We start from the raw sequence: 25594 nt of genomic DNA, 5'->3' as shown, positions 1-25594 counted from the left end.
CCTTTAATTATTGCCATTTATATGATTCTACAAGCATAGTAGACACTGATATACAAGCAATAGCCCAAATAAGAAAGAATATAACATTTTGTATATCTATTAAACCCTTAGTAAAATCAGAAAAATATGTAGTTATAGAAATAGCATTTAATAATTTACTAGCTCCCGTAAACATCTCACTAAGCCAATTTATAATGTAGGCAAATACTCCCATAGATACACCCAAAATAGCAGCCACTAATTGACTTTTTGATATACTTGTAGCTATTAAACCAAGTCCAAGTATAGCAGTGCCAAGTAAAAATAATCCTAAATATCCGCTAAATATTACACCCATATCTGGTTTTCCAAATATCATTAAAAGTATAGGGTAAACAAAAGTCATAATTAAAAGCGAAGCATAAACAACTAATACAGATAAATATTTACCAATCACATATTGAAGGGAAGTAATAGGTGAGGTCATTATAAGTTCAAATGTACCAGATGCTCTCTCTTCTGCTATGAGTTTCATGCACAAAATTGACAAAAATAGTATTGTAAAAAATCCAATATTATACATTGTGTTTTCCATTACTGCCAATCTGCTATAATAAACTTCTATTGTAAAAAAATAACCTGTTAAAGCTAAATAAATAAATCCTAATATATAATATAAAGGAGATACATAAAAAGATTGAATCTCCCTTGCAAATACAACATATATGTTTCTCATTTTTTACCTCTTTTATCTCTTTTTTAATATTATTCTTTTTCTTCTGAAGTATCAGTTTTTATACCTTCATCTTTTATATATTTACTCTTATCAAAATCTTGATTTTTCTTTTTATCTGTAAAGTAAATAAATACCTCTTCTAAACTTCTTTCTTTAGATTTTATCTCTAATACATCAAAATTATTATTAACCAAATGTTTTACTATATCAGCACGGGAATCATTTCCTCTTTCGCATTCTATAATAATAGTGCCAAAATTATCAGTTTCAGCCTGCACAACTCCATTAACCTCTCTCACACATAAAAGAGCATCATTTTGTCTATCAGCTACTTTAAGTTCAATATTTCCTCCAAGTATTTCTCTGTCCATAGCCATCTTTAACCCTTCTATTGTATCCTCAGCAATAAGCTCTCCGCTATCTATAATTAAAGCCCTCTCACAAGTATCTTCTACTTCGCTTAATATATGTGTAGAAAGTATAACAGTCCTAGTTCCTCCTAAACTTTTTATTAATGACCTTACTTCTATTAATTGATTAGGGTCAAGTCCGCTTGTAGGTTCATCTAATATTAAAACTTCAGGGTCATGTATTATTGCCTGTGCTATTCCTGTTCTTTGTCTGTAACCTTTAGATAAATGGCCTATTATTCTATCTCTATAATTTGTTAGGCCTGTAATCTCTATTGTGTTTTCTACAGCAGATTTAACTTTCTTTCTTGAAACGCCTTTAAGTTTAGCACAAAATTTAAGATAATCTATTACAGTCATTTCTGTATATAATGAAACATTTTCAGGCATATATCCTATTCTTTTTTTTAATTCTATAGGATTATCATAAACCTCATAATCGTCCAAATAAACATATCCGCTTGTAGCAGGAAGATAACCTGTAATAATACGCATCATAGTAGATTTTCCAGCACCATTCGGCCCTAAAAATCCGACAATTTCTCCTTTATTTATAGTATATGAAACACCCTTTAAGGCCAAATGTTCTCCATAGTACTTAACTACATTATCAACTTTTATCATTAATAATCCTTAATTAAAAATATTAAATTACTTTTTAGAAATTTATTTATTATATATTAATATCGTATTTGATTAAAAAATATTTATAAAATTTCGTAATTTATATTATTATTAATAATTATCTCTAATCTTTAATAAATCTAATTCATAGAAAAATGGTATATCTTTTTTTACTTTTACAATATATAGCAAAGAAGAAATAAATATTCCTAGTAAAGCAATTATTAAAGCAGTATTTCCTAAATTAAATACAGTTTTATATAATATTAATATTGAAGAGGGTATATATATTCCCCCAGATAATGCTGTTAGCAGAAGAAATACAAAAAATACTAAAAATGGGCTTGTCATTAATGATGATTGAATTATAGATTCTATTGCAAAATAATTTAAAAATACTTTTAGATACAAATCTATCATTGATATAGAAGCTAATATAAAAAATCCTATAGAATATAATTTTTTATTTTTTACAATAAATCCAGCTATAAAGAATGATAAAAATGTTATAGGAAGCACATAGCTGCTGATTATAAGAGAAGATCCTATTAAAATTAATTCTACTAAAACAACTATAATTAAATATAAAAATTTCTTTTGAACTGTGCTAAATCCAAAAAAAGAATACATTATTATTTTTGCTCTTGATGTTCTATATTCATGATATATATGTCTAAAATAACTAATAAATATTAATGCTATTGATATTAAAAAAAGTGCTGGATATAATGTTAATTCTAAGAATATTGAAGTTTTGGCATTTAAGTTCTCATCTTCATTGTTAAAAATAATTGAAGGTATAGACGGAGTATTTTTTATATTAACATTAGCAAACTCTTCGTATGATATATTGGTATTTCCAGTAGAGCCAACGTATAATATATGCATAATCACAACAGCTTTACCTGCTTTATTTAAATTAACATTTGCACTAGCTATACCATTTTCATCGGTTGGAGCTACAAAAATATTTGTATATGTTTTTTCTATTTCTTCAAAACCACTATTTGTGTTTATTATTTCTGTTTCAAAATTAAATATTTCAGGGTCTGAAGAAACAAATCTAACAAGTCTATTAACTAAAGGAAGACCTCTTCTCTCTATCATAATTGATATTTCATTTATATTATTAGTTTCTTCCAAATTAAAAGAAATTTCTTTCTCATATATAAAATTATACTCTGGGACTTTATTTGTAGTTTCTTCTGCAAATATTGATATTTGAAATATAATTAAAACTAAACACAAATATTTAAACATACTGCCAATCTACCCAAATAATTAATCAAAAAAGAACACCAAGTTTTTATAAACTTAAGTGTTCTTATAGTTTGTTTTAGCCATTAATTTAATTATTATTTTATAATAGCAACAATTTCTTCATTTTTTACTATTAAATATTCTTTATTATCTTCTTTTATTTGTATACCAGAATATTTATCGTATATAACTATATCACCTTTTTTTACCTGTATATCTTTACTAGAACCTATTTCAACTACTTTTGCTTTTTGAGTTTTTTCTTTAGCTGTATCTGGAAGAAGTATTCCGCTTGAAGTTTTTTCTTCTTGTTCTAAAACTTGTAAAAGAACTCTATCTGCTAATGGTTTAATAGATGACATATTAATATTCTCCTTTTTTAATATTGTTTTATATAAATGGTTTTTATTATTAAAAATTTTTATTTATTTTATAATATAAATGTTAAAAAGTCAATATAAAAAAAGAAGTATATTTATAGCGGTTTTTATGTATATTTATTTTTAATAATGTTTATATTTGTATTGACAATTTATTATATAAAAAATAAAATACAAATAATAAATGGAGGATTAAATAAATCATATAATGAAGCTTAAAGTTGATAAAAAAACAATTAGTATAAGAGATAATGATGATAACAATAGAGAAATTTTAAGAGATATTTTAATTAATGATGAGAATAAAGAAAAGTCAGATTTGCACAAATATTTTATAGATAATAGAGAAGAGGCTGTTTATAAGCATTTATCTTACTTTGATATTTATGAAAGATATTTTTCAAGATTTAGAGGAAAAGATATTAATTTGCTTGAAATAGGGGTAGGTTATGGCGGCTCATTAAAGATGTGGAAAAATTATTTTTCTAAAAATGGTGCTAAAGTAAATATTTATGGTATTGATAAAAAAGAGAAATGCAAACGTTTTGAAGATGATAATATAAAAATATATATAGGCTCTCAAAATGATAGGGATTTTTTAAGAGAAGTAAAAAAAGAAATACCAAAATTAGATATACTCATTGATGATGGAAGTCATATAATGGAAGACCAGAAAATTACTTTTGAAGAGATGTATGAGCATATTAAGGATGATGGTATTTATTTATGTGAAGATGTTTATACTTCATATTGGACTAATTGTAATGGAGGATATAAGAATCCTAATTCATTTATAGAATATACAAAAAGTTTAATAGATTATTTGAATGCATATTCTGCTATAGAAGGTGATAATTTAGAGGCTAATAATTTTACTAATAGTGCTTATTCTATTTCTTATTATGAGAGTTTGATTGTTATTGAAAAACGTGTGAGAGATAGTAGATATAATAGTTTTTGTCAGCAAGCTTCTATAGGAAAGATGATGTAATTATTTTTTGGAGTTGTAATAATTATGGTAAAAAGAATAGATATAGAAGAGTTTTTAAGATTACAAAGAGAAGAGAACTTGCCTGTTATAGATGTGCGTTCGCCTTCAGAGTTTAATCATGGACATATGCCTAATGCTAAGAATGTTTATTTGTTTAATGATGAAGAGAGAAAAATAGTTGGTACTGCATATAAAGAAGAGGGTAGAGAGGCTGCTATATTAAAGGGGCTTGAATATGTTGGAAGCAGAATGGCTACAATATTAAAAGAGGTAGATAAAATAGCTAAAAGTAATGTTATATTAATGCATTGTTTTAGGGGGGGAATGAGAAGTGAATCGGTTGCTTGGCTATGTTCTAATTATAAGTATGATGTTTATGTATTAGATAAAGGATATAAAAGTTATAGAAGGTATGTTTTAGAATCTTTTAACAATAAAAAATATAAAATTAATTTAGTTACAGGAAGGACTGGAAGCAAAAAAACGCTGATACTTAATAGATTAAAAGAGTTAAACTACAATGTTGTAGATTTAGAAGGTATTGCTAAACATAAGGGATCTGCCTTTGGTTGGATTAATGAGGGAGAGCAGCCTAGTCAGGAGCAGTTTGAGAATAATTTATGTTATGAATTGTGTAAATATGATAATGCTTCTGTTTTGTGGGTTGAAGATGAAAGTTTGCTCATAGGTAAAAGAGCTATACCTAGAGGGCTTTTTGATAATATGAAAAATCCAGAGAATATTATATATTTAAATGTTCCTGTAGAAGAGAGAGCTAAATATATAACAGATACTTATGGTAAATACAGCATTGATGATTTAAGAGAATCTATAATAAAAATAAAAAAGCGTCTTGGCGATGAGAGAATGAGAGAGGCTTTATCTTTATTAGAAGAAGGCAAAATATATGAATGTGTTGTGGTGCTTTTGTACTATTATGATAAGGCTTATAGATTAAGTATTGAAGAAGAAAATAAGATAATTAATATAGAGTGCGGTAATTTAACTATAGAGAATATAGTATCTGCAATTTCAAAAATTTGATTTTATTATTATTTTATATATAAAAAAGGATTAACCATTTCCGGCTAATCCTTTTATTTTTTCTAGTTTATCTTTTATTAGAATGATTCAAACTCATCATCATCATTTACAGGAGCATTAAAAGTAGAACCAAATTCTTTATCAGAAGAAACACTTGCAGGTTTAGTTTCTTCATAAGGTTTTTTATTATATTCTGGTGATTTTAATGGGCTTTTTAACTCTGGTTTTTTGTATGATGTTGTAGTTTTTTTAGGTTCTTCTTTTTTTACTGTAGTATTTGATTTTGTATCTTCTTTTTTATCATCAGTTTTAGGTTTCACTGCGGGTTTTTTGCTGTCATCTCTTATTTTAAAGAATTCCATAGAGTGTAATAATTCTTTAGATTGAGAGAATAAAGTTTCAGAAGAAGCACTAGCTTGTTCTACTAAAGCAGCATTTTGCTGAGTAGCCATATCCATTTGAGCTATAGCTATATTAACCTGATCAACTCCAGCCTGTTGTTCCATAGCAGTAGAACTTAAATCCTGCATAATTTTAGCAGTCTCTTCAATTTGTTCTTTTAAGTTTCTAAATATCTCAGTTGATTCTCTAGCAGTTTCAGTAGCAGTAGCAATTTTCTCTTCAGAATCAGAAACTAAAGTAGTAATATCTTTAACAGAAGCCTGAGTAGTTTGAGCTAAGTTTCTAACCTCAGAAGCAACAACCGCAAATCCTCTGCCTTGTTCACCAGCACGAGCAGCTTCAACAGCAGCATTCAAAGCAAGTATGTTTGTTTGGAAAGCAATAGATTCAATTATTTTTGTAATAGCACTGATTTTTGAGCTTGACTCGTAAACTGCTTCAATATTTTTAGTAGTCTCTTCAATAATTCTTCCAGCTTCATCTATAGCATGGCGAGAATTAATCATCATATTATTACCTTCAACAGTATGTTCTGCAGAAGTTTTTATTGTAGAAGCAATCTCTTCCATTGAAGAAGCTGTTTCTTCAAGACCGGAAGCTTGATTTTCTGTTCTATTAGATAATTCAATATTTTGTTGAGCTACTTCTTCAGCAGATGCTTTAACAATATCTGCACTATGATATACACCTTTTACTTTATCATTAAGAGTATCTAATGTACTTGCTATAGCAGTACCTATTATAGTAAACTCATCATTTCTTTTGAATATTCCATCAGGTACACTCCAATCTAAATCACCTTCAGAGAGTCTTGTTAAATCTTTTGATAATAATTTTAATGTATCTGTAATACCTCTTATATACATAAATATTATGAAACATGTAATTATCAATATCACTACAGTACCAATTCTAGAATAAAGTCTCATAGAATAAGTATGAGCAAATAATTCTTTTGATGCCACACTCATTACTATAGTCCAATCAGAAATAGGTTCTTTATAGAATGCAGAGAAAGAATCTTCACCATTGAAAGGAGATTTAAACTCATAAGTACCAGACTCATTTTCAGAAGCATAAATAATATAATCAGCATTTTTAAGAGTTTCATTTCTAACATGTTCAGGAACAGGGTCAGCTATAACATTTCTATCTGTATCTATAACAAAAGGGTGTCCGCTATTTCCAAACTTAACTAACTCTAATTCTTCATCTATAAATCCTAACCAATCTACTAATATAGCAACACTTCCTATTATAGTTCCTACAGAGTTTCTTATAGGACTAAATATAACTACCAAATACAGCCCTTCAGTGATAGAAGAAGGTATTACTGTTTTATACATAGCTGTTTGCCCAGCCTTTACTTTAGGCCATGCCTCCGTGGTATTTAATCTCACCATAGTAGGCGAATTAATAATTTTTCCATCGGCACTATCTAATACAATGTTTCCATTAGCATCATATAAAGCTAACCCATTTAATGAATCATTATTGTTAGCGAGTGTTTTTAATATATTTTGAGCAGCAGCAGCAGTTTCAGGAGTATTTAAAGCTAAGTATTGAGTTAACTCAGCATGACTTTTAGCTATTGAATCAGATAAAAACATAGCCTGCTTTAACCATACATTAACCATTCTTGAATATATCTTAGTAGATGATTCTAAACCAAATATAGCCCCTTGCCTTATACCTTGAGTACCTATATTTAATATTATTACAACTAGTATTGTTGTCATTACTGTTATAATTGCTGTAACGAATAAAGGTACTTTTACCGACAAAGATTGCAATTTTTTCACTTTTAAACTCCATTTTCTATTTTTAATTGCATAATAATAACTACTATTTTTAATCAAGTCAAGTATTGTTTACTTGTTTTTTATACTTTTTTATGCCGTCTATTATTATCGTAAAATATGTAATTATTTTTTAATATGTAGTTTGTTTTCTGCTTCACTTTTTCTTATATATAATGGATTTAACGAAAATATGTTATCAAATTGCTTTTTATTGTAGCGTTCTATTGACATTAATATAGAATTTGATGCTTTTATGATATTGTACGAATTGTCTAATTTGTTTAATTTGTATTCTTTCAAATTTTCTAGAAAATAAGATTCATTTTTTGAAAAACCATCTCCGCATAATGTGATAGAATCATCTTTTGTTGATATATCTTTTATTAAATTTGTTGCTTCTTCATATGTTAAATCTAGATTTTCTTTTATTTTTGTATTATCTTTATATATATTAGCGTAAATACTTCCTTTTCTTGCATCTATCATGGATAATTTTACACCATTATATGATGCTATATTTTGATATAATGTGTCTAAGCTTGATACTCCTATAATTGGTATGTTTTTTGCATAACATATTGTCTTTATTGTGGAAAATGCTATTCTAATTGCTGTAAATGAGCCCGGTCCTATCCCCATTACTATGCAATCAATTTCATTTAATGATATTTTATTATCCTCTAAAAAACTACTTAATATAGGAAGTAATTCTTCATTATGGTTTTTTATGTTTTCTTTATTTATTTCTATTATACTATCATCATTTTTTTTTAATGCTATAGAAAAGCTTGATGATACGGTGTCGAATGCTAATATATTACTCATGACATTAAATTTAATACTAAACCTTTAAGTCTCATCATATTGTTTGCTATTGCCATATGATTCTTTTGTTCTTTCATAATTTCTCTATATAGAGCATCTAATTCTTCATTTATTTTTGATATTACTTGGAATCTTTTTAAGTTTGAGAATACGGTTCTTACTTTATATGAATCTTTTATTAATTTTTCTACAAGAGATGTTATTAAATCCCTAAATTTATAAAAATCCTTAATATCAGCACTTCTTTCTAATGCATTTCCAGCATCATAAATTTGTCTTTTTAGTTCATCTAATTCTAATGAATATTTTCTAATTTCTCTCTCTTCTTCAAGCATAGCAGCAAAAGAAGAAGATGATGTTGCAACTTTTACAGATGTGGTTTCGGGATGCATTAATATATTATTTAAGTTTATGTCTGTATTTCTTCTCTCTTGTACTCTCATAATAAAATCCTTTGAGTTATGTTAACTAAAATAATATTATGTTAACCTAACATATATCACGAAAAATAGCAACATAATAAGTGTCGTATTTTAAAAAAAATGCTTTATTTATTTTTAATTTTATTTAAAAAGTCTTAATTACTACTTGAAGTAATTTTGTAATGTTGTATAATAGCATTCAATATTTTATTAAAGGAGTTTTTTGATGGATACCAAAAGGGAGAGATTGTCAAGTAGATTAGGTTTTTTGCTTGTATCAGCTGGATGTGCTATAGGACTTGGCAATGTATGGCGATTTCCCTACATCACTGGAAAATATGGCGGAGCTGCTTTTGTTATAATATATATAATATCATTATTAGTAGTAGGTATTCCAATACTTATAATGGAGTTTAGTATAGGGCGTGCTGGAGAGAGAGATATTGCGGGGTCTTATAAGGTATTAGAGAAGGATGGGCATAAATGGCATATAATTGGTTATGTACAAATAATAGGCTGTTTAATACTTATGATGTTTTATACTACGGTTGCAGGTTGGAGCATAATATACGCTTTTTATATGTTAGTTGGAAGGGTAGATAATCTTAGTGCCGAAGGGGTTGGAGAGCTTTTTGGGGCTACTATTTCTAATCCTTATATTAGTGTTGCTGGTTTATTTGTAACGGTTTTATTAGCTACTATAATATGTTTTATTGGGCTTCAGAAGGGAGTTGAAAAATACTCTAAGTTTATGATGTCTTCTTTATTTATAATAGTAGTGATACTTATAATAAGGGCTGTTACTTTACCTAATGCTATTGAGGGGGTTAAATTCTACCTGCTTCCAGACTTGGGTAAAATATTTGACGGCGGAATAGAAAACTTTTTTGAAGTGGTTTATGCAGCTGTTGGGCAGGCATTTTTTACTTTGGGTATTGGTATAGGAAGTATGACTATTTTTGGAAGCTATATAGGAAAAGAAAGGACTATAACAAATGAAACTCTTATAATAGTAGTATTGGATACTTTGATTGCTTTCTTGTCTGGTTTGGTTATATTTCCTGCAAGTTTTGCTTTTGGGGTTAATCCGGGAGAGGGACCGGGGCTTGCTTTTGTTACTTTACCTAATATATTTAATTCTATGCCTTTATCTAGAGTTTGGGGAGTACTCTTCTTTGTATTTTTATCAATGGCGGCACTTACTACTGTTATAACTGTATTTGAAAACTTGATTGCTTTTACTATGTCTGAGTTTAACTTAAAAAGAAATATATCTTCAGTGATAGTTGGTATTGTAGTATTTGTTTTAGGTTCTACTACGGCATTAGGCTTTAATGTATTATCTTTTATACAACCTATGGGAAATGGAACTAGTTTTTTAGATTTATATGACTTCATTGTTACATATAATTTAGTTGAGCTTGGAGGAATATATATAATAATATTTTGTGTTTCTAAGTATGGTTGGGGATGGGATAATTTTATAAAGGAAGCTGATATGGGTATGGGGATTAAATTTCCTCAATTTACAAGAGTTTATATAACTTATGTTCTTCCTGTAATAATCTTTATAATATTTATAATTAACTATATTGTTAAGTTTTCTTGAACAAATTAGTTTATGAATATTAAATAAGCTGATACATAAAAACAATAGACAATTTTTTTGGGGAGTATAGATATTATACTCTCCTTTTTTTATATTTAGGTATTGACATTTTTTTATATAAGTATATTATTATATTATAATATAGTTATATAGAGATAGGTTTTTATGAAAAAAAATAATAAACAACAAAACTTTATAGAAAGCTATGAAGATAATTGTGAAATTAACACAAAAGAAGAGAATATATCTTCTTTTATACCAAAACTTCCAAATGATGATGAGTTTTCGGTTTTAGCTAATTTCTTTTCCGTATTTTCTGACCCTACTAGGCTGAAAATAATATCTGTTTTAAGTGAAAAGGAGTTATGCGTTCATGAATTAGTATCTTTGCTTGATATGAAGCAGCCTTCTGTGTCTCAGCATTTAAAGATGTTATGGCAGGCTAGGGTAGTGAAAAAAAGAAAAATTGGGCTTCATGTATTTTATAGGCTTGATGATGAACATATAGAAAAAATTTATGCTTGGGGGTATGAGCATGTTAAAGAATAAAGAAAAAATTTTATTTATTAGTGAAATTACTATTTCATTAGTTGTTTTAGTTTTACTTAATGCTTTGCATAATAAAATTCATGGTGTAGTAGAATATATAATATTTTTTATACCTTATTTTATTTTAGGCAGAGAAGTTTTTAAAAATGCTGTATTAGATTTTGTTAAGGGCAAGTTTATGAGAGAGAGTTTTCTTATGAGCATTGCTACAGTTGGTGCTATAATACTTCATCAATTACCTGAAGCTTTGGCAGTACTTCTTTTCTACAGAATAGGTGAATATTTTGAAGATATGGCAGTTGATAAATCTAAAAGAACAATAGCAGCACTTATGTCCATAAGGGCAGATTTTGCTAATATCATAAAAGAAGACGGAAGTATACAAAAAGTTGATATTTCAAAAGTTAATATAAATGACAATATATTGATTAATCCTTTTGAGAAAGTGCCTTTAGATGCTGTTATTTATGAAGGGGAAAGCTGGCTTGATACTAAAGCTTTAACCGGAGAGAGCATGCCAAAAGATGTAAAGGTTAATGATGAAATTTTAGCTGGCACTATAAACGGAGAAAGCAGTATAAAAGCAAAAGTAATTAGAGTGTATGCAGAGTCTTCAATAGCAAAAATACTAAAATTAGTTCAAGAATCTCAAAATAGAAAAGCTAACATAGAACAATTCATTACAAAGTTTGCTGGAATATATACTCCTATAGTTGTATTTGGTGCTATTTTGCTTACTATAATACCTACTATAGTATATGGAAGAGAGTTTTTTAATGATTGGTTTGCCCGTTCGCTTACATTACTTGTAGTTTCTTGTCCTTGTGCTTTTATGGTTGGTATTCCTTTAACATATTTTGCTTCTATAGGACGAGCTTCTAAATTTGGTATAATGGTTAAAGGCGGAGTATTTTTAGATTTGCTTGCTCAAACTAAAAAGGTAATATTTGACAAAACAGGAACTCTCACTAAAGGTAAGTTTTATATAAGAGAGATAGAGAATGCTGGTATATATGATGATGATACATTAATTAAATATGCTGCTTTGGCAGAAATAGGCTCTTCTCACCCTATAGCAATATCTATAGTAGAGCATTACAAAAAAAATCATAATATAAATGAAAGCCTAATAACATCACATAAAGATATTAGAGGTAAAGGCTCAGCATCAATTATTGAAGGCAAAAATATTTTAATAGGAAAGCTTGATTTATTAAAACAAAATAATATAAATCTTCCAGATGATATTAACAATAAATTTAATGTTTATCTTTCAATAGATGGTAAATATGCGGGTGCTTTTTATATTGATGATATTATAAAAGAAGATACTAAAGAGGCTATTGATTTATTAAACTCTATGAATATAGAAACTGCATTAATTAGCGGCGATAATATAGAACGTGTTAGCTCATTTGCAAAAGAGAATAATATACAATCATTTAATGGAGGTTGTTTACCTGAAGAGAAAGTAAATGTATTAGAAGGTATGATGAAAGAGAGTAAAGTTTCAATATTTGTAGGTGACGGTATAAACGATGCTCCTTCTTTGGCACGTGCTGATATTGGTATTGCTATGGGCGGGCTTGGCTCTGATGCTGCTATAGAAAATGCTGATGTTATTATAATGGATGATAAGCCTTCAAAAGTTGCTGCTATTATTAAACTTGCTAAAAAGAATCATATTGTTGTTTTAGAAAATATATTGCTTGCTTTAGTAATTAAATTTGGTGCTATAATATTAGGAGCTTTTGGGCTTGCTTCTATAGCTCTTGCGATATTTGCTGATACTGGTGTTACAGTTATAGTTGTACTTAATGCTTTGAGGCTTCTTTATCCAATAGGTGAGAAATCAAATATTGAAAATGTAAGTGCTAAAAATATAGATATAAAAGTAACAAGCTGTGACTGTGGGCATAATCATTAATTATATTTTTTATATTTTAATATTTAAATATTTAAAAATACATATATAATATGATGAAAACAATTAGTTTGGAGTTCTAATGGAATACCTAAAAGAGACAGTTTTTTATGGAAACAGCTTATTTAAATATTTAATTTCTTTGGCATTATTTATTGGAAGTTTTGCTATAATGAGAATTAGCCTTCTAATTTTAGTAAGACTATTATTAAAGGTAAATGTTAAATTTCAGAATTCATTTTTTTTCGCTTTAGCAAGAAGTGTAAGAAAGAGAAGTTTACCTGTTATATTGGTGGCTTCTTTAGCTATAGCAAAATCTACATTAGTATTGCCTAAGGTATTAGGAGGATATTGGGGTAAAATATTAGCTGTATGTATAATTGTTTTCTCTGTATTATTTATATGTGATGTTATAACCAATTTTACAGATAATTATTTATCGCAGAGAAAAAATGTTATTTTATCTGACGGTATAATTACTTTAACAAAAGTTGTAGTATGGATAGTTGGTATTTTAACTATACTTTCAAATGTGGGAGTTAATGTTACTACATTTATTACTGGTCTTGGTATTGGCGGTGTGGCTGTTGCATTTGCTGCTCAGAGTATAATAGCTGACTTATTCAATTATTTTGTTATAGTTTTTGATAAACCTTTTTTGAAAGGTGATTTTATACAGATTGACCAAGATTTAGGTACTGTTGAGTATATTGGAATAAAATCTACTCGTATAAGAAGAAACACAGGAGAGCAGCTTTTAATATCTAATACTAATTTACTAGCTTCAAGAATACAAAACTATAGGGTATTAGAAAGAAGAAGAAAATATATGGTATTGGGGGTTGAATATTCCACTCCATTAGAAACACTGAAAAAAATACCTGATTTAGTTAAAAGTATTATTGAAAGTGAAAGCTCTACCACATTTTCTAGTGCAAGATTTGTAGAGTTTGCTGATTCCTCATTAAATTTTGAAGTTATATATTATGTTAATGTTTCAGACTATGCTGAATTTGTAAAAGTTGTAGAAAGCATTAACTATAAACTAGTAGAAGAGTTTGCTAAGATTAATGCTAACTTTGCATTCCCTTCAACAACAGTTTATCTTAGTAAAGAGTAAATGTTTAAGGCTTTAATTTAAAATACTCTAACTTATTATGCACATTTAAAGTATCATCTGCTACTTCTTTGCCCAAAATAGAACTTTGATGAACAAGCTGTGAGTTTTCTTGAGTTATAGTATTTAATTCATTCATAGCTAAATTAATTTCTTTTACACTGTTCTCTTCTGTAGATACAGAATTATATACTTCCAAAAGAATATTAGATACTTCATTAGCTGAGTTTTCTATTTTTGAAAGTATCTCTAAAGAGTGTGTAACAGATTCATATCCTACATCTATTTTAGATAAAGTTTTTTCTATAATGTTGGTTATATTACCTGCTGCCTCATTAACATTATTAGCTAAGTTTCTAATTTCTAAAGCAACTACAGCAAATCCCTTACCTTGTTCACCAGCACGGGCTGCTTCTACTGCGGCATTTAATGCTAAAATATTTGTTTGTAAGGCAATGTCTTGTATAAGTTTTGTAATATTTGAAATCTCTTTGCTTGAAGATGATATATCATACATATTATTAGATATTTTATTTACTGCTTCAACTCCGCTTTTTGAATAATCTGCTACTTTTATACCCATATCTTTTGCTAAATTGCTATGTTTTGATGTTTCAGATATTGAGTTAAAAAGGCTTTCTATAGAACTTGTTATTTCCTCTATAGCAGCAGCCTGAGATGAAGTTCTATCAGATAAATTATAAATACCGTCAGATATTTGAGCTGTAGAGTTTTTAATGCCGTCCATATGTGATTTTATGCCATAGACTATTTGAGAAATTTTGTCTTGCATATCATTTAAAGAATTAGTTAAATGGCCTGACTCATCTTTTAATGCTAAATCTTTTTTATTGAAGTTACTATTAAAATTGCCTTCTTTCATTAAGTCTATTATTTCTATAGAATGATTTAAAGGCTTAATTACTTTTGATATAAGTAAAGCTTCAATAATAATTAAAGCTATCATAATTAATAGTATAATAAGCATTATTAAATGAAATTGAATATTAATACTTCTAGCATCTCCCTTAAAAACAATTATCCAAGGAGCGTTAGAGAGAGTTTGTATGCTGTACCATTGATTTTTGTATATTTTTATCTCATTGAAGTGTGAAGAAAAATTGTCTTTAAAATCAGTAAATAATGGGTCTGTAAATAAATTATTGTCTTTATTTAATAAATAGTTCTTGTCATCATGCGTTATATAAATTCCTTCTTTTGATACTATATTACATTCACCATCAAAATTGCTTTTTGCATTTTCAACTATTCCATTAATATCTGTAAAATCTATAGCAAATACCCCAACTAAAGAATTATTAGTATAAGCAGCCTTACTAAATGTAACAGTAAGTTCATTTACTATAAAATCTATATAAGGTTCGCTTATATAAACATCATTAGTTAAAACAGCACTTTTATACCAATCTCTTGAAGTTTGATCATAAGAGCGATCATATTCGGTTAATGTATTAATAAAAATACCGCCTTGAGAATATGGAACTGTTTCACCATAATATACATTTAAATAACCTGTATGTGATTTAGCAATATTGGTAAAAAAGTTTCCTATGGTTTCTATATTAGGGTTTGCTTCGAGGTTATTTACTACTGTGTTTACTGTGTTTTTTATTTCGTTAATTTGTCCTTCAGTTATATTTTTTAAGTTTAGGGTTTGAAAATGTTTTTCTTTTAAAAATTTATTTATATATATTGGTTTATAAATAATATATATTAATATAAATGATGTAAATAAAAATATTGAAAAAGTTAAAATAAACTTAAACATTAAACCTTTTTTCATTGCAAATCCTAAAATTAAAAATATTATGAAATTATAATACAGATATGAAAAAATGCAAATTTATTGAATTTCTGGTTTAGAAGTAATATATATTTTAGATATTTGCCAATCATTAGAAAGTTTTAATTTGAGAGAAGATTTTAATTTTGTCACCATTTCAGCAAGTCTAGTTTTATTTCCAGATTTAAACCCTTCTCCGCTAAAATATTGCTCTTCTAACCATATAGCTTCATTTTTCAAAAATATAGCGTAAAAACTATCCAAACCAAACGGAGCAGAAACAACCATTTTAAAAATAGAATCTTCTGGAGGAATGGTATATTCTATATTAGAATCAATATTGTTTTTTTGAACATTATTGTTTTCTACATAATTATTAAAATCATTAGGATGCATTAAGATAATATTGCCGTCATTTTGTAAGGCTAATATATATAAATAACCATCCTCTGTTGAATTAAATTTTATTTTAAATGTTTCATTTTCTATTATTTCACCGCTATTTTTTATAATAATACTTTCATTGCTTGATGTAATTCTCTCTATTTCAAAGTTTAAATTAATATCACTATTTTCATTGGTAATGGAATCTAATAAGCTTTTGGCAAAATAAAATTCTAAATAAGTTCCAATTTCATTAACTTTAGAATTAGCCTGATTTGATGCTATAGACTTATATTCTTTTAGAGTTTCATTTTTTGTTATATCTATTACTGTGAAGTTATAAAAAAGTTCATACTGATTTGTTGCTGTGTTATTAGTGTTTGAAGGGTCTCCTAATTTTTCTTCTATTATATCATTTAATTCTTTTTTTTCTGAATCATTTATTTTATCTAATGCATTTGATATTTCATTAGAGTAAGATTGAATATTTTCATTTGTTAGTAATATATTTGTTATATTGTTTGTAGCTAAATTATTAGTTGATATATTATTAGTATTTTTTAGTTTTAGTTCGCTGTCCATTATAATTGCAACATTCACTTTTAAATTTGATGCTACAGTGAGCCCCTGCTCTAATGTTAATTCATCTGTTTTGAATAAGCGTTTTTTAGCTCTATCTACTGTGATAGTGTAGGGGTGTTTTAGGTAGGCAAAACGATTTAGTGTTCTTACAATATCTTTTCTTAAAGGAGAGTTATTTTTTAATTCATAGTTCAAATCTACTATAGATATTTTTAATTGTTCTCTTGAATATAAACAAAATATATTTAACAGCAATATAATTAGAACTTTTAATTTCAAAAAATATCTCCTAATATTCTATAGTATGCTTAATAGAGTTGGTATTAATATTATGAACATTATCGAGTATATCCATTATTCTAGATAAATCATCAGCACTATAATATTCTATTATAATTTTACCTTCTTTGCCTTCTTTATCTATTACATTAACTTTTGTAGAAAATATTTTCTCCAAATCATTTTCTAATTTTTTTATATTAGGGTCTTTTTTATGTTCTTTTTTTACATTTTGATTTTGAGTATCATTATTATCTTTTACTACTTCTTTTTTTTCTTTTACTATTTTTTCACATTCTCTTACAGAATATCCTTTTTCTATTATTTCTTTTGCAAATAAATCTCTCTCTTCATCATTGTCACTAAAAGAAAGTATTGTTCTAGCATGTCCTTCTGTAAGTTTGTTTTCTAATATTAAGTTTTGTATATTTTCATTTAACTCTAATATTCTCATAGAGTTTGAAATAGTGCTTCTGCTTTTACCAACTCTATTAGCCAATTCTTCTTGTTTGATATTTAAATCATATATTAATTTTTTGTAGCTTCTTGCTATTTCTATTGCGTTTAAATCTGCTCTTTGAATATTTTCTACAAGTGTAAGTTCGAGCATTTTGGAGTCTGGTATATTTTTTAATACTAATGCTGGTACTTTATCTTTATTTAGATATTTAAATGCTCTAAATCTTCTCTCCCCAGATATTATTTGATATTTCCCATCTTTTTCTCTTAATGTAACAGGGTTTATAAGCCCATTTTCTTTTATAGATTCAGCAAGCCCTTTAATTTCTTCTTCATTAAAAACCTTTCTAGGCTGATCTGGATTAACATCTATAAGTGATATATCTATTTCTAATATTCCATTTTTTTCAGCTTCTTCAACAGCTTTTTTTATTTCTTTATCGGTAGATTTTATTAAGGCATTCATACCCTGACCGCCAAGTCCGCCTTTTCTGCTCATATAAATCCTTTTAATTTTATTTAACTAATAAATTATATTAGTTATTTACAGCTTTTTCAAATTTAAAAAACTCTTTAGGACCGCCATCCATTCCTTCAAGTTTATTATATTGATTATAAAAAGCAACTATATAAAAACCGCATTTATTTATATAAAAATTAATATTATGTTTGTTAAAATATGGAGTATAACATGTCCAAGTTTTTGTATTTGGATATTTATTTTCTATAGCTTTCCAAGATAAATATCCTATTTTTTTATTTTGGTGTTCTGGATATATAAAAAAGAAATGAAGTTTATTATTATTAGTTTCATTATTTATTTCTACTATAGCTCCTCCAATTTTTTCATTATTAAGAACTAAATGATAAGAATGTACTCCTTCTAAATTTAATACTTCATCAATAACTTTCTCTTGAGGAATTTTATTTGATATATTTTCTTCAAAATACTTTTTGGCACCAAATATAAAAGATTCCTGTAATTTATTTTTAAACATACAAATATCTTCTTCTTTTAAATTTTCCAAAACAATATCATTCATATAGTAATTCCTAATACTAAAAAATATAATTATTTAGCCCTTTCTATAAACTCTTTTGCAAACTCTTTATAGCTCCTAGCACCAATACATTCTTTATCATAATCAGTAATAGCTTTTCCATAAGATGGAGCCTCACTCAAACGCACATTTCTAGGTATCATAGTCTTATAAGTTTTATCTTTAAAATAATTGACAACCTCTCTAACAACATCATTGCTAAGATTAGTTCTTCCGTCATACATTGTTAATAATACGCCTTCTATATCTAGATTTTGGTTTAAATTTTCTTTCACTAAAGATATAGTATTATTAAGTTCGCCAACTCCGTCTAAAGCATAAAACTCGCATTGTATTGGTATAAGTACAGAATCACATGCAGTGAGAGCATTTAAAGTGAGAATACCTAAAGTAGGAGGACAATCAATAAATATATAATCATAATCATTTCTTATATTTTCTAAAGCTTTTTTTAATTTGTATTCTCTTCCTATTTCACTTACTAATTCTATTTGAGCACCTACTAAATCAGAATCTGATGGTATGAGATAAAGATTTTCTTGATATGTTTTTATTATTACTTGTTCTATATCAGCTTCTCCGATTAAAATGTCGTATATGCCATATTCCATTTTATCTCTTGTAACACCTATACCCAAACAGGCATTAGCTTGCGGGTCTATATCGATTAATAAAGTTTTATATCCCATAGATGCTACTATAGAACTTAAATTAACAGCTGTTGTTGTTTTGCCAACGCCGCCTTTTTGATTTACTATTGATATAATTTTAGACATATAAAATAACCCTTAAAATTATTATATTATAACAAAAGTATATATTTTATCAAGGTTTTAATAAATTATAACATACTAGAATATAATAATTTTGTTTTTTATAAAATTATGTATTGATGATATATTTATTTAAATATGTTAACTTTTTTTGTAAATATATTGAGATTTTTTCATTATAAATATAAAATAATATGATAACAAAACAATAGGAGTGTATATGAGTATAGGTTCTGGAAAAGTAGAATTAGAAGAGGGTATAAAACTATTTAGAAACGAGAACTATAAAGAGGCAATAGAGTCTTTAGAAAAGATATTTGCTGAAAACAATGATGTAGAATCTGGATACCACCTTGCTTTATCTTATGCTCAGATGCAAGATTATGATAAGACACTTGAAGTTTTTGATAAGATTTTAAGAAGACTTGATAATCCTCTTAGAATGATGCAGGCACATGTTATTGTTGGTTATATATATGCTATTAGAGAAATGTATGATTTGGCTGAGTTTGAACTTCTTGATGCTTTATCTTATGATATAGAAAATACTCAAATTTATTCTGTGCTTGGGTATGTTTATTACAAGAAAAAAAATTCTAGAAAAGCTATAGAGTATTTAAGAAAGGCTCTCGCTTTAGATGGAGAAAGTCCAAATGCTAGAAACTCATTAGGGTTTATATTGGTTGATAGTGATATTAATATAGATGAAGGAATAGAAGAGATAAAAAAAGCATTACAGAAAGATCCTTCCAATCCTGCATATTTAGATTCTTTAGGCTGGGCTTATTTTAAGAAAAAAGATATTACTAATGCTAAAAATTATCTTACTAAAGCATTTGAGATGGCTCCTTCTAATAAAGATATAAAAGAACATCTTTTGCAGCTTGACAATTATAAGATGTAATATTTTTTGGAGGTTTAATATTTATGAAAAATTATATAGTGTTTTTTGTTTTTTTATTATCTTTATCATTATATTCTCAGTATGATTTGAAATATGCTGGAAAGATAGAAGTTTTGAGAGATGGTAAAAATACTAGTTTTAGCAATAAAGTTTATGATGGAGACACTATTAAAACTTCAAAAAATGCTTTTGCTGAGATAAAAATAAAAAATAAATATTATTATTTATCAGACAGTACATCTATTTCTATAAAAGACGGAGGAGAGATTAATTTAGTTAATGGTGTTTATTATACTAGAGCTAATCAATTTGACTCTATCAATGATTTTAAAAATTATGACAAAGATTTAAAAGTTTATGTTGATCCTTATCCGTTTTATGCTGGTAAAGTTTCTACTATTTATGTAACTTCCAAAGATGATGTAAAAATAAAAAATGCAAAACTTATGGGAAGTGCAAGACCTATAGTAAAATTTTTTGAATTAGAAGATGCAAGTGATAATATGAAAGTTTATAAGAGTGTGTTTGGAATATATGTAGGCTCTCAAGATAAGAAATATCAGTTTCAATCAAATGTTGAACTTAAAGATAAAACTATAGCTACAGTGGCTTTAGATATTGATTTAGATTTTACGCCTCCTCCTCCAAAACCTAAACAGATACCGGGCGTTACAAGTACTATGAAAAATATTATAAGTAACCCTCAAAAATCCAAAGAAGAAAGAGAGCTTCTTAACGGAAAAATTTATATAAGCTATACACCAACAAATTATGCAGACAGTGTTTATATAATGCCTGCACAAGGAAGATATTCTTCTGCATTTGGTGCTTTTAGAGGATATACTAAAGATTATGCTAGATACCATCAAGGCTTTGATATTGCAAACACCAACGGTACTCCAATAATTGCTGCTAACAATGGAGTTGTTAGAGTATCTAGAGAATTATTTGTAAGAGGAAATTGCGTTGTTATAGATCATGGACAGGGTGTTTACAGCAGTTATTTTCACATGTCTAAGCTTATAGCTAAAGAGGGGCAGTATGTAAAAAAAGGTGATATTATTGGGCTTATAGGTTCTACTGGTATGTCTACAGGGCCTCATTGCCATTGGGAGATGAGAGCAGGGAACATGACTTTTGACCCTTTGAGTATATTAGATAAGCCTACTAAATTTAATGTAAAAGTTTTAACGGAGTTAAAGTAATTTTTTTAATGAGCGATTTTAAAACTATAGATGTAAAAAATATACATAATGCTGAACCTTTTGTTATTAGATATTTAACTTTAATAAGTGCTTTTATTTTAGTTTTATTGTTTATATTTATATTCGGCACTAATAGGCTTAATGAAGAATATAACATAATTAATGTATGGAATAAAGAAATAACTTCTACATTAGATCCTGTTAATGATAATAACTATACTATAGAGGGCACTTTTAAGCATAATTTCTTTTCAAAACCTGAGGGTATAATTCACTATTTTGATTCTAAAGGCAGAACTTTTTACTACACTAATTTATCTGCTGGTGAATTAGCTTCATTAAATAATGGATATTTTATCAAGTATAAAAGATACGGCAATGTTATAGAATGCTACAACAGCAGCGGAGATATTTTATGGCGTACTAATACTTCTATATACCCAGAGATGTCGCCTTATGCGAATAGGAGCATTTATCATTCAAGCGATAACTCTAAAGTGCAGATGTTTGATTATGATAATAACCCTCTAAGCAAACATATACAATATGGAGAAATTATTACAGATGGTGCTTTTGCTTCATATACGGGAGATTATATATCTGGTTTTTCAAGTGGTGATATAGCGTATATAAATAGAAATGGGCAGATGGATTACAGCATATCTACAATACTTAGCGAAATAAATATAGTAAAATCTGTTGCTTTAAGCGAGTATGGAAGTTTTGCTTTATCTATTAGCGGCATTAGACCAGAGTATATTACTTTGTATGATTCTAAGGGCAAATCATTATGGTATTTAGATACAACTTTAAACAGAAGAAAGCATGTATCTTCTTATGTGAGTGAAAAATCTATGCGTGCTTTTATGCTTGCAGACAGAGACATTATAATATATTCTCTAAACAATGGCAAAGAGATTAACAGAATAAATATAGAAAAATATAATATGCTTAATGCTGTTAATATGAAGCTTAATGCGGAAACTAATTCCACTATAATGAGTGTTTCTAAAGCTGGAAATAGTGAGGTGCTTATATATGACAATAAACTTGAAGAGATTATATTTGAAAAAAATATAAATGCTTGGGTTTATTATGTTGATATATCCACAGAGTATAATGAATATATGATAGTAAGCGATAAAATGATATATGCTTATAAGAGAGTGAAGTTATGATAAAAAAAAGTTTTTTTGTTTTAATATTTATTTTATTTATTCAAGCAATAGTTTTTGCTAGGATTCCTATTGATGAAAATAAGATTAGGATAACAAGTACATTTGGTGAGTTTAGAACAGACCATTTTCATAATGGGGTAGATTTTGGAGGAAATAGAATGCCTATATATCCTATAGCAGATGGGGAGATAGTGCATTATTCTGATTTTGATGAAGACCCTACAAGACCAGTATATGGAGTAGGCAATACTCTAATAGTAGAGCATTCTGAAGGCATTAGAAGTTATTATTATCATATAGATGATGGAAGCATAGAGAAAAATTATGCCAAAGTTACAGAAAATGATATTCTTGCTTTAACAGGCAATACTGGACGTTCTGGTGGTGCTCATTTGCATCTTACAATAGAAGACATGAGGAAAGGGCTTGTTATAGACCCTCTTGCTTATCTTGATATGAATAAAGGCTCTGATCAATCTCCTCTCATACATGGTATATATTTAAGAACAGAAAATAGATTGATACAGATAAAAGATAATATGTCTATAAGGTATAATGATGAGATAAGATTATTTGTTAAGGCTTATGATTTACTTGGAAGTATTCCTATGGGGCTTAAGAGGGTAAAAATATATATGAATGATGATTTGCTTAGAGATTATGATTTTACTTATTTTATCAAGCAGAATAATGTTTATTATATATCACCAAATTATAGGTTTGAAGATGTTTATGGGGTTGATTCTCATTATTATAGGGGAGGCACTTTTATACCTAAGCGAGGCAAATATGTTTTTAGAGCTGAGGTTACAGATTTTGATGATAAGAGTGTAGTGCTTACTAGGAGTGTGAATTTTCACTAGTTAAATAATATGTAAAGTATTGATATAATATTTATAATATGTTATAATTAATGAATTAAAAATTATAGAATGTGTAAAATATAGTAAATGATAGGGAGTTTTATCAATGGAAATCATCTTAAAGAAAGATTTTATATCACTTGGCTATGAAGGCGATATATGTAAAGTAAAAAATGGTTATGCAAGAAATTTCCTTATACCAAGAGGAATAGCTGTAGTAAAAAATGCTGCTAATTTAAAAACTTTAGCTCAAATGCAAAAAAGCTTAGAGAAAAAAAGAGCCAAAAGAAAAATGGAAGCAGAAATACTTAAAGGAAAAATTGTTGATATAAGTGTTGTAATACCTGCTAAAGTTGCTGATAATGGTAAATTATATGGTTCTGTTAGTCAACAGACAATAGTTGATGCTTTAAAAGAAAAAGAGATAGATATCAATAAACGCGATGTTCATATGGAAAAACATATTAAAGAACTTGGCGAATATGATGTTGAAATAAAATTATATCACAGTGTTAATGCTAATATCAAAATTAAAGTTGTTAATATTGACAACGTTGATAGCATTAATACTGTTGAAGCTAATACAGAAAATACTGAAGTTGCTAATACAACAGAAGAAAATAATTAATGAATAATACTCCATGCTCCATAGAGGCTGAAGAGTCTCTACTTGGAGCGATGCTTCAAAACTCTCAGGCCATATCTGCAGCAATTTCTAAAATAGTATCAAAAGATTTTTATAGTGAAAGAAATAGATTACTTTATGAATGTATTCTCGAAATGCATAATAGAGGAATTGCTGTTAATGCTGAAACTACTTTAAGGTATCTTAAAGAAAATGGTCTTTTCGATAAAATAATTCAAAATGATGAAGTATATTTAAACAAGATAATAGACGGAAGTCCTTTTCATCAAAATGCCAAATATTATGCAGATATCATAGCTGAAAAATCTTTATTAAGAGATTTAATAACAGCCACTCAAGATATACAAAACTCAGCCTACGAAGCTAAAGACTCTGAAACTAAAGAAGTTGCAGATTTTGCAGAAAAAAGAATATTTGAAGTTACTCAAAGAAGACTTGATAATGACTTTATACATATAAGAGATTTGCTTTATGAAGCATTAACCACAATAGAAAATAGAAAAAAACATAAAGGCACTGTTACTGGCGTGCCTTCTGGTTTTATTGGGCTTGATAAGGTTACACATGGTTTTCAACCTTCAGATTTAATTATACTTGCTGCTCGTCCTTCAGTTGGTAAAACTAGCTTTGCTCTAAATATAGTAGAGCATGTTATCACTAATATTGAATCTATGAATTATGGTATAGGCTTTTTCTCTTTAGAAATGAGTAGTATGCAGCTTGTAGAGAGGCTTATTGCTAGTAAGGCAAGGATTAGTTTATCTCGTGTAAGGTCTGGAGATTTGGAGAGACCAGAGTGGACTAAATTAGGGCAGACTTTTAATAGCTTATCGCAGGCTAATTTATTAATAGATGATTCCAGCCAATTAACTATTATGGAGATAAGAGGTAAAGCTAGGCAGATGAAATATAAATTTGCTGAAATAGCTAAAACCACAGGAAAACCAATAGATTTAAAATTAATAGTAGTTGATTATTTACAGCTTATTCATTCTAATGCAAACACTAGAAGAAATGGTACAAGAGAACAAGAGATTGCAGATATATCAAGAGGACTTAAAGCATTAGCAAAAGAGTTAAATGTGCCTGTTATAGCATTAGCACAGTTATCAAGGGCAGTTGAACAAAGACAAGATAAACCAAGGCTTTCTGATTTGCGTGAGTCTGGTTCTATAGAGCAAGATGCTGATATTGTTATGTTTCTTCATAGACAAAAGCCAAACAAAGAAGATAAAGATGAAGAAGTGATTGATGAGAGAAATAATCAAGTTGAAGTAATACTTGCAAAACACAGAAATGGTGCTATACTTGAAGGGTTACCTCTTAATTTTATTGCTGATCAGACTAGATTTGAAAATATTAATGTTAATAATAATTAAAAG

24 protein-coding genes are annotated in these 25594 nt (G+C 27.8%); 12 read left to right on the top strand and 12 right to left on the bottom strand.

Translation table 11 applies throughout. The features are described from left to right. Positions 1-7: 7 nt before the first annotated feature. The 4 genes from GQX97_RS03900 to groES all read right to left on the bottom strand — a co-directional run bounded on the left by GQX97_RS03900 (position 8) and on the right by groES (position 3371). The gene (locus GQX97_RS03900; RefSeq protein ID WP_157150634.1) at positions 8-715 is read right to left on the bottom strand and encodes an ABC transporter permease; all 708 of its coding nucleotides are present in this window, start codon (positions 713-715) and stop codon (positions 8-10) included. A 29-nt stretch (positions 716-744) separates the two neighbouring features. After that, positions 745-1749, bottom strand: a complete 1005-nt coding sequence (locus tag GQX97_RS03895; protein ID WP_157150633.1) for an ABC transporter ATP-binding protein — start codon at positions 1747-1749, stop codon at positions 745-747. 111 nt (positions 1750-1860) lie between these two features. Continuing rightward, positions 1861-3009 carry a hypothetical protein gene (locus tag GQX97_RS03890; protein ID WP_157150632.1) on the bottom strand — a complete coding sequence of 383 codons (1149 nt, stop codon included), beginning with the start codon at positions 3007-3009 and terminating at the stop codon, positions 1861-1863. 95 nt (positions 3010-3104) lie between these two features. Beyond that, positions 3105-3371: a co-chaperone GroES gene (groES, locus tag GQX97_RS03885; protein ID WP_013245179.1), complete on the bottom strand. Its 267-nt coding sequence runs from the start codon at positions 3369-3371 to the stop codon at positions 3105-3107. A gap of 226 nt (positions 3372-3597) precedes the next feature. Here groES and GQX97_RS03880 point away from each other — a divergent pair, with 226 nt between their 5' ends. After that, on the top strand, positions 3598-4380 hold the full coding sequence (locus tag GQX97_RS03880; RefSeq protein ID WP_157150631.1) for a class I SAM-dependent methyltransferase: 783 nt from the start codon (positions 3598-3600) through the stop codon (positions 4378-4380). 24 nt (positions 4381-4404) lie between these two features. Beyond that, entirely contained in the window at positions 4405-5424 is a 1020-nt protein-coding gene (gene mnmH / locus GQX97_RS03875; RefSeq protein WP_157150630.1) for a tRNA 2-selenouridine(34) synthase MnmH, read from the top strand. Between the two features lie 77 nt (positions 5425-5501). Here the strand turns inward: mnmH and GQX97_RS03870 are convergent, their stop codons facing one another. The 3 genes from GQX97_RS03870 to GQX97_RS03860 form a co-directional block, all read right to left on the bottom strand. Continuing rightward, positions 5502-7628, bottom strand: coding sequence for a methyl-accepting chemotaxis protein (locus GQX97_RS03870; protein ID WP_157150629.1), 2127 nt, complete (start codon positions 7626-7628; stop codon positions 5502-5504). A gap of 123 nt (positions 7629-7751) precedes the next feature. Continuing rightward, positions 7752-8453, bottom strand: coding sequence for a tRNA (adenosine(37)-N6)-threonylcarbamoyltransferase complex dimerization subunit type 1 TsaB (gene tsaB, locus GQX97_RS03865; protein ID WP_157150628.1), 702 nt, complete (start codon positions 8451-8453; stop codon positions 7752-7754). Then, positions 8450-8896, bottom strand: coding sequence for a YaaR family protein (locus GQX97_RS03860; RefSeq protein ID WP_157150627.1), 447 nt, complete (start codon positions 8894-8896; stop codon positions 8450-8452). Before GQX97_RS03860 ends, tsaB begins: the two co-directional genes overlap by 4 nt. A 205-nt stretch (positions 8897-9101) precedes the next feature. Between GQX97_RS03860 and GQX97_RS03855 the strand changes: the two genes are divergently transcribed. The 4 genes from GQX97_RS03855 to GQX97_RS03840 all read left to right on the top strand — a co-directional run bounded on the left by GQX97_RS03855 (position 9102) and on the right by GQX97_RS03840 (position 14077). Then, entirely contained in the window at positions 9102-10484 is a 1383-nt protein-coding gene (locus tag GQX97_RS03855; protein ID WP_157150626.1) for a sodium-dependent transporter, read from the top strand. A 165-nt stretch (positions 10485-10649) separates the two neighbouring features. Then, a complete protein-coding gene (locus GQX97_RS03850; RefSeq protein ID WP_157150625.1) occupies positions 10650-11033 on the top strand; it encodes a helix-turn-helix transcriptional regulator in 384 nt (127 codons plus the stop codon). After that, positions 11020-12960 (top strand): heavy metal translocating P-type ATPase, encoded by a 1941-nt coding sequence (locus tag GQX97_RS03845; protein WP_157150624.1) that lies wholly within the window; start codon positions 11020-11022, stop codon positions 12958-12960. Before GQX97_RS03850 ends, GQX97_RS03845 begins: the two co-directional genes overlap by 14 nt. 79 nt (positions 12961-13039) lie before the next feature. Then, entirely contained in the window at positions 13040-14077 is a 1038-nt protein-coding gene (locus GQX97_RS03840) for a mechanosensitive ion channel family protein (RefSeq protein ID WP_157150623.1), read from the top strand. A 4-nt stretch (positions 14078-14081) separates the two neighbouring features. Here GQX97_RS03840 and GQX97_RS03835 read toward each other — a convergent pair whose 3' ends face one another. The 5 genes from GQX97_RS03835 to GQX97_RS03815 are packed head-to-tail and all read right to left on the bottom strand — an operon-like array spanning position 14082 to position 19419. After that, complete coding sequence (locus GQX97_RS03835) at positions 14082-15878, bottom strand: methyl-accepting chemotaxis protein (RefSeq protein WP_157150622.1); 1797 nt, start codon at positions 15876-15878, stop codon at positions 14082-14084. 60 nt (positions 15879-15938) lie between these two features. Continuing rightward, positions 15939-17123, bottom strand: a complete 1185-nt coding sequence (locus GQX97_RS03830; protein ID WP_157150621.1) for a DUF4384 domain-containing protein — start codon at positions 17121-17123, stop codon at positions 15939-15941. Between the two features lie 10 nt (positions 17124-17133). Then, positions 17134-18081, bottom strand: a complete 948-nt coding sequence (locus tag GQX97_RS03825) for a ParB/RepB/Spo0J family partition protein (protein WP_157150620.1) — start codon at positions 18079-18081, stop codon at positions 17134-17136. A gap of 37 nt (positions 18082-18118) precedes the next feature. Then, complete coding sequence (locus GQX97_RS03820) at positions 18119-18625, bottom strand: GNAT family N-acetyltransferase (protein ID WP_157150619.1); 507 nt, start codon at positions 18623-18625, stop codon at positions 18119-18121. A 29-nt stretch (positions 18626-18654) separates the two neighbouring features. After that, a complete protein-coding gene (locus GQX97_RS03815) occupies positions 18655-19419 on the bottom strand; it encodes a ParA family protein (RefSeq protein ID WP_157150618.1) in 765 nt (254 codons plus the stop codon). A gap of 217 nt (positions 19420-19636) precedes the next feature. On the opposite strand from GQX97_RS03815, the gene GQX97_RS03810 reads away from it, so the two are divergent. The 6 genes from GQX97_RS03810 to dnaB all read left to right on the top strand — a co-directional run bounded on the left by GQX97_RS03810 (position 19637) and on the right by dnaB (position 25591). Then, positions 19637-20320, top strand: a complete 684-nt coding sequence (locus tag GQX97_RS03810) for a lipopolysaccharide assembly protein LapB (protein WP_157150617.1) — start codon at positions 19637-19639, stop codon at positions 20318-20320. A gap of 23 nt (positions 20321-20343) precedes the next feature. Continuing rightward, positions 20344-21525: a M23 family metallopeptidase gene (locus GQX97_RS03805; protein ID WP_157150616.1), complete on the top strand. Its 1182-nt coding sequence runs from the start codon at positions 20344-20346 to the stop codon at positions 21523-21525. A gap of 8 nt (positions 21526-21533) precedes the next feature. Then, complete coding sequence (locus tag GQX97_RS03800) at positions 21534-22703, top strand: hypothetical protein (protein WP_157150615.1); 1170 nt, start codon at positions 21534-21536, stop codon at positions 22701-22703. Further along, positions 22700-23566 carry a M23 family metallopeptidase gene (locus GQX97_RS03795; protein ID WP_157150614.1) on the top strand — a complete coding sequence of 289 codons (867 nt, stop codon included), beginning with the start codon at positions 22700-22702 and terminating at the stop codon, positions 23564-23566. Before GQX97_RS03800 ends, GQX97_RS03795 begins: the two co-directional genes overlap by 4 nt. A 106-nt stretch (positions 23567-23672) precedes the next feature. Continuing rightward, positions 23673-24194: a 50S ribosomal protein L9 gene (gene rplI / locus GQX97_RS03790; protein ID WP_157150613.1), complete on the top strand. Its 522-nt coding sequence runs from the start codon at positions 23673-23675 to the stop codon at positions 24192-24194. Then, complete coding sequence (gene dnaB, locus GQX97_RS03785) at positions 24194-25591, top strand: replicative DNA helicase (protein ID WP_157150612.1); 1398 nt, start codon at positions 24194-24196, stop codon at positions 25589-25591. The genes rplI and dnaB overlap by 1 nt, the downstream gene beginning before the upstream one ends. The last annotated feature ends 3 nt before the right edge of the window (positions 25592-25594 follow it).

The organism is Brachyspira sp. SAP_772 (assembly GCF_009755885.1).
In the GTDB taxonomy this organism is placed as follows: Bacteria; Spirochaetota; Brachyspiria; order Brachyspirales; family Brachyspiraceae; genus Brachyspira.
This window is presented reverse-complemented; position numbering and strand designations above follow the sequence as displayed.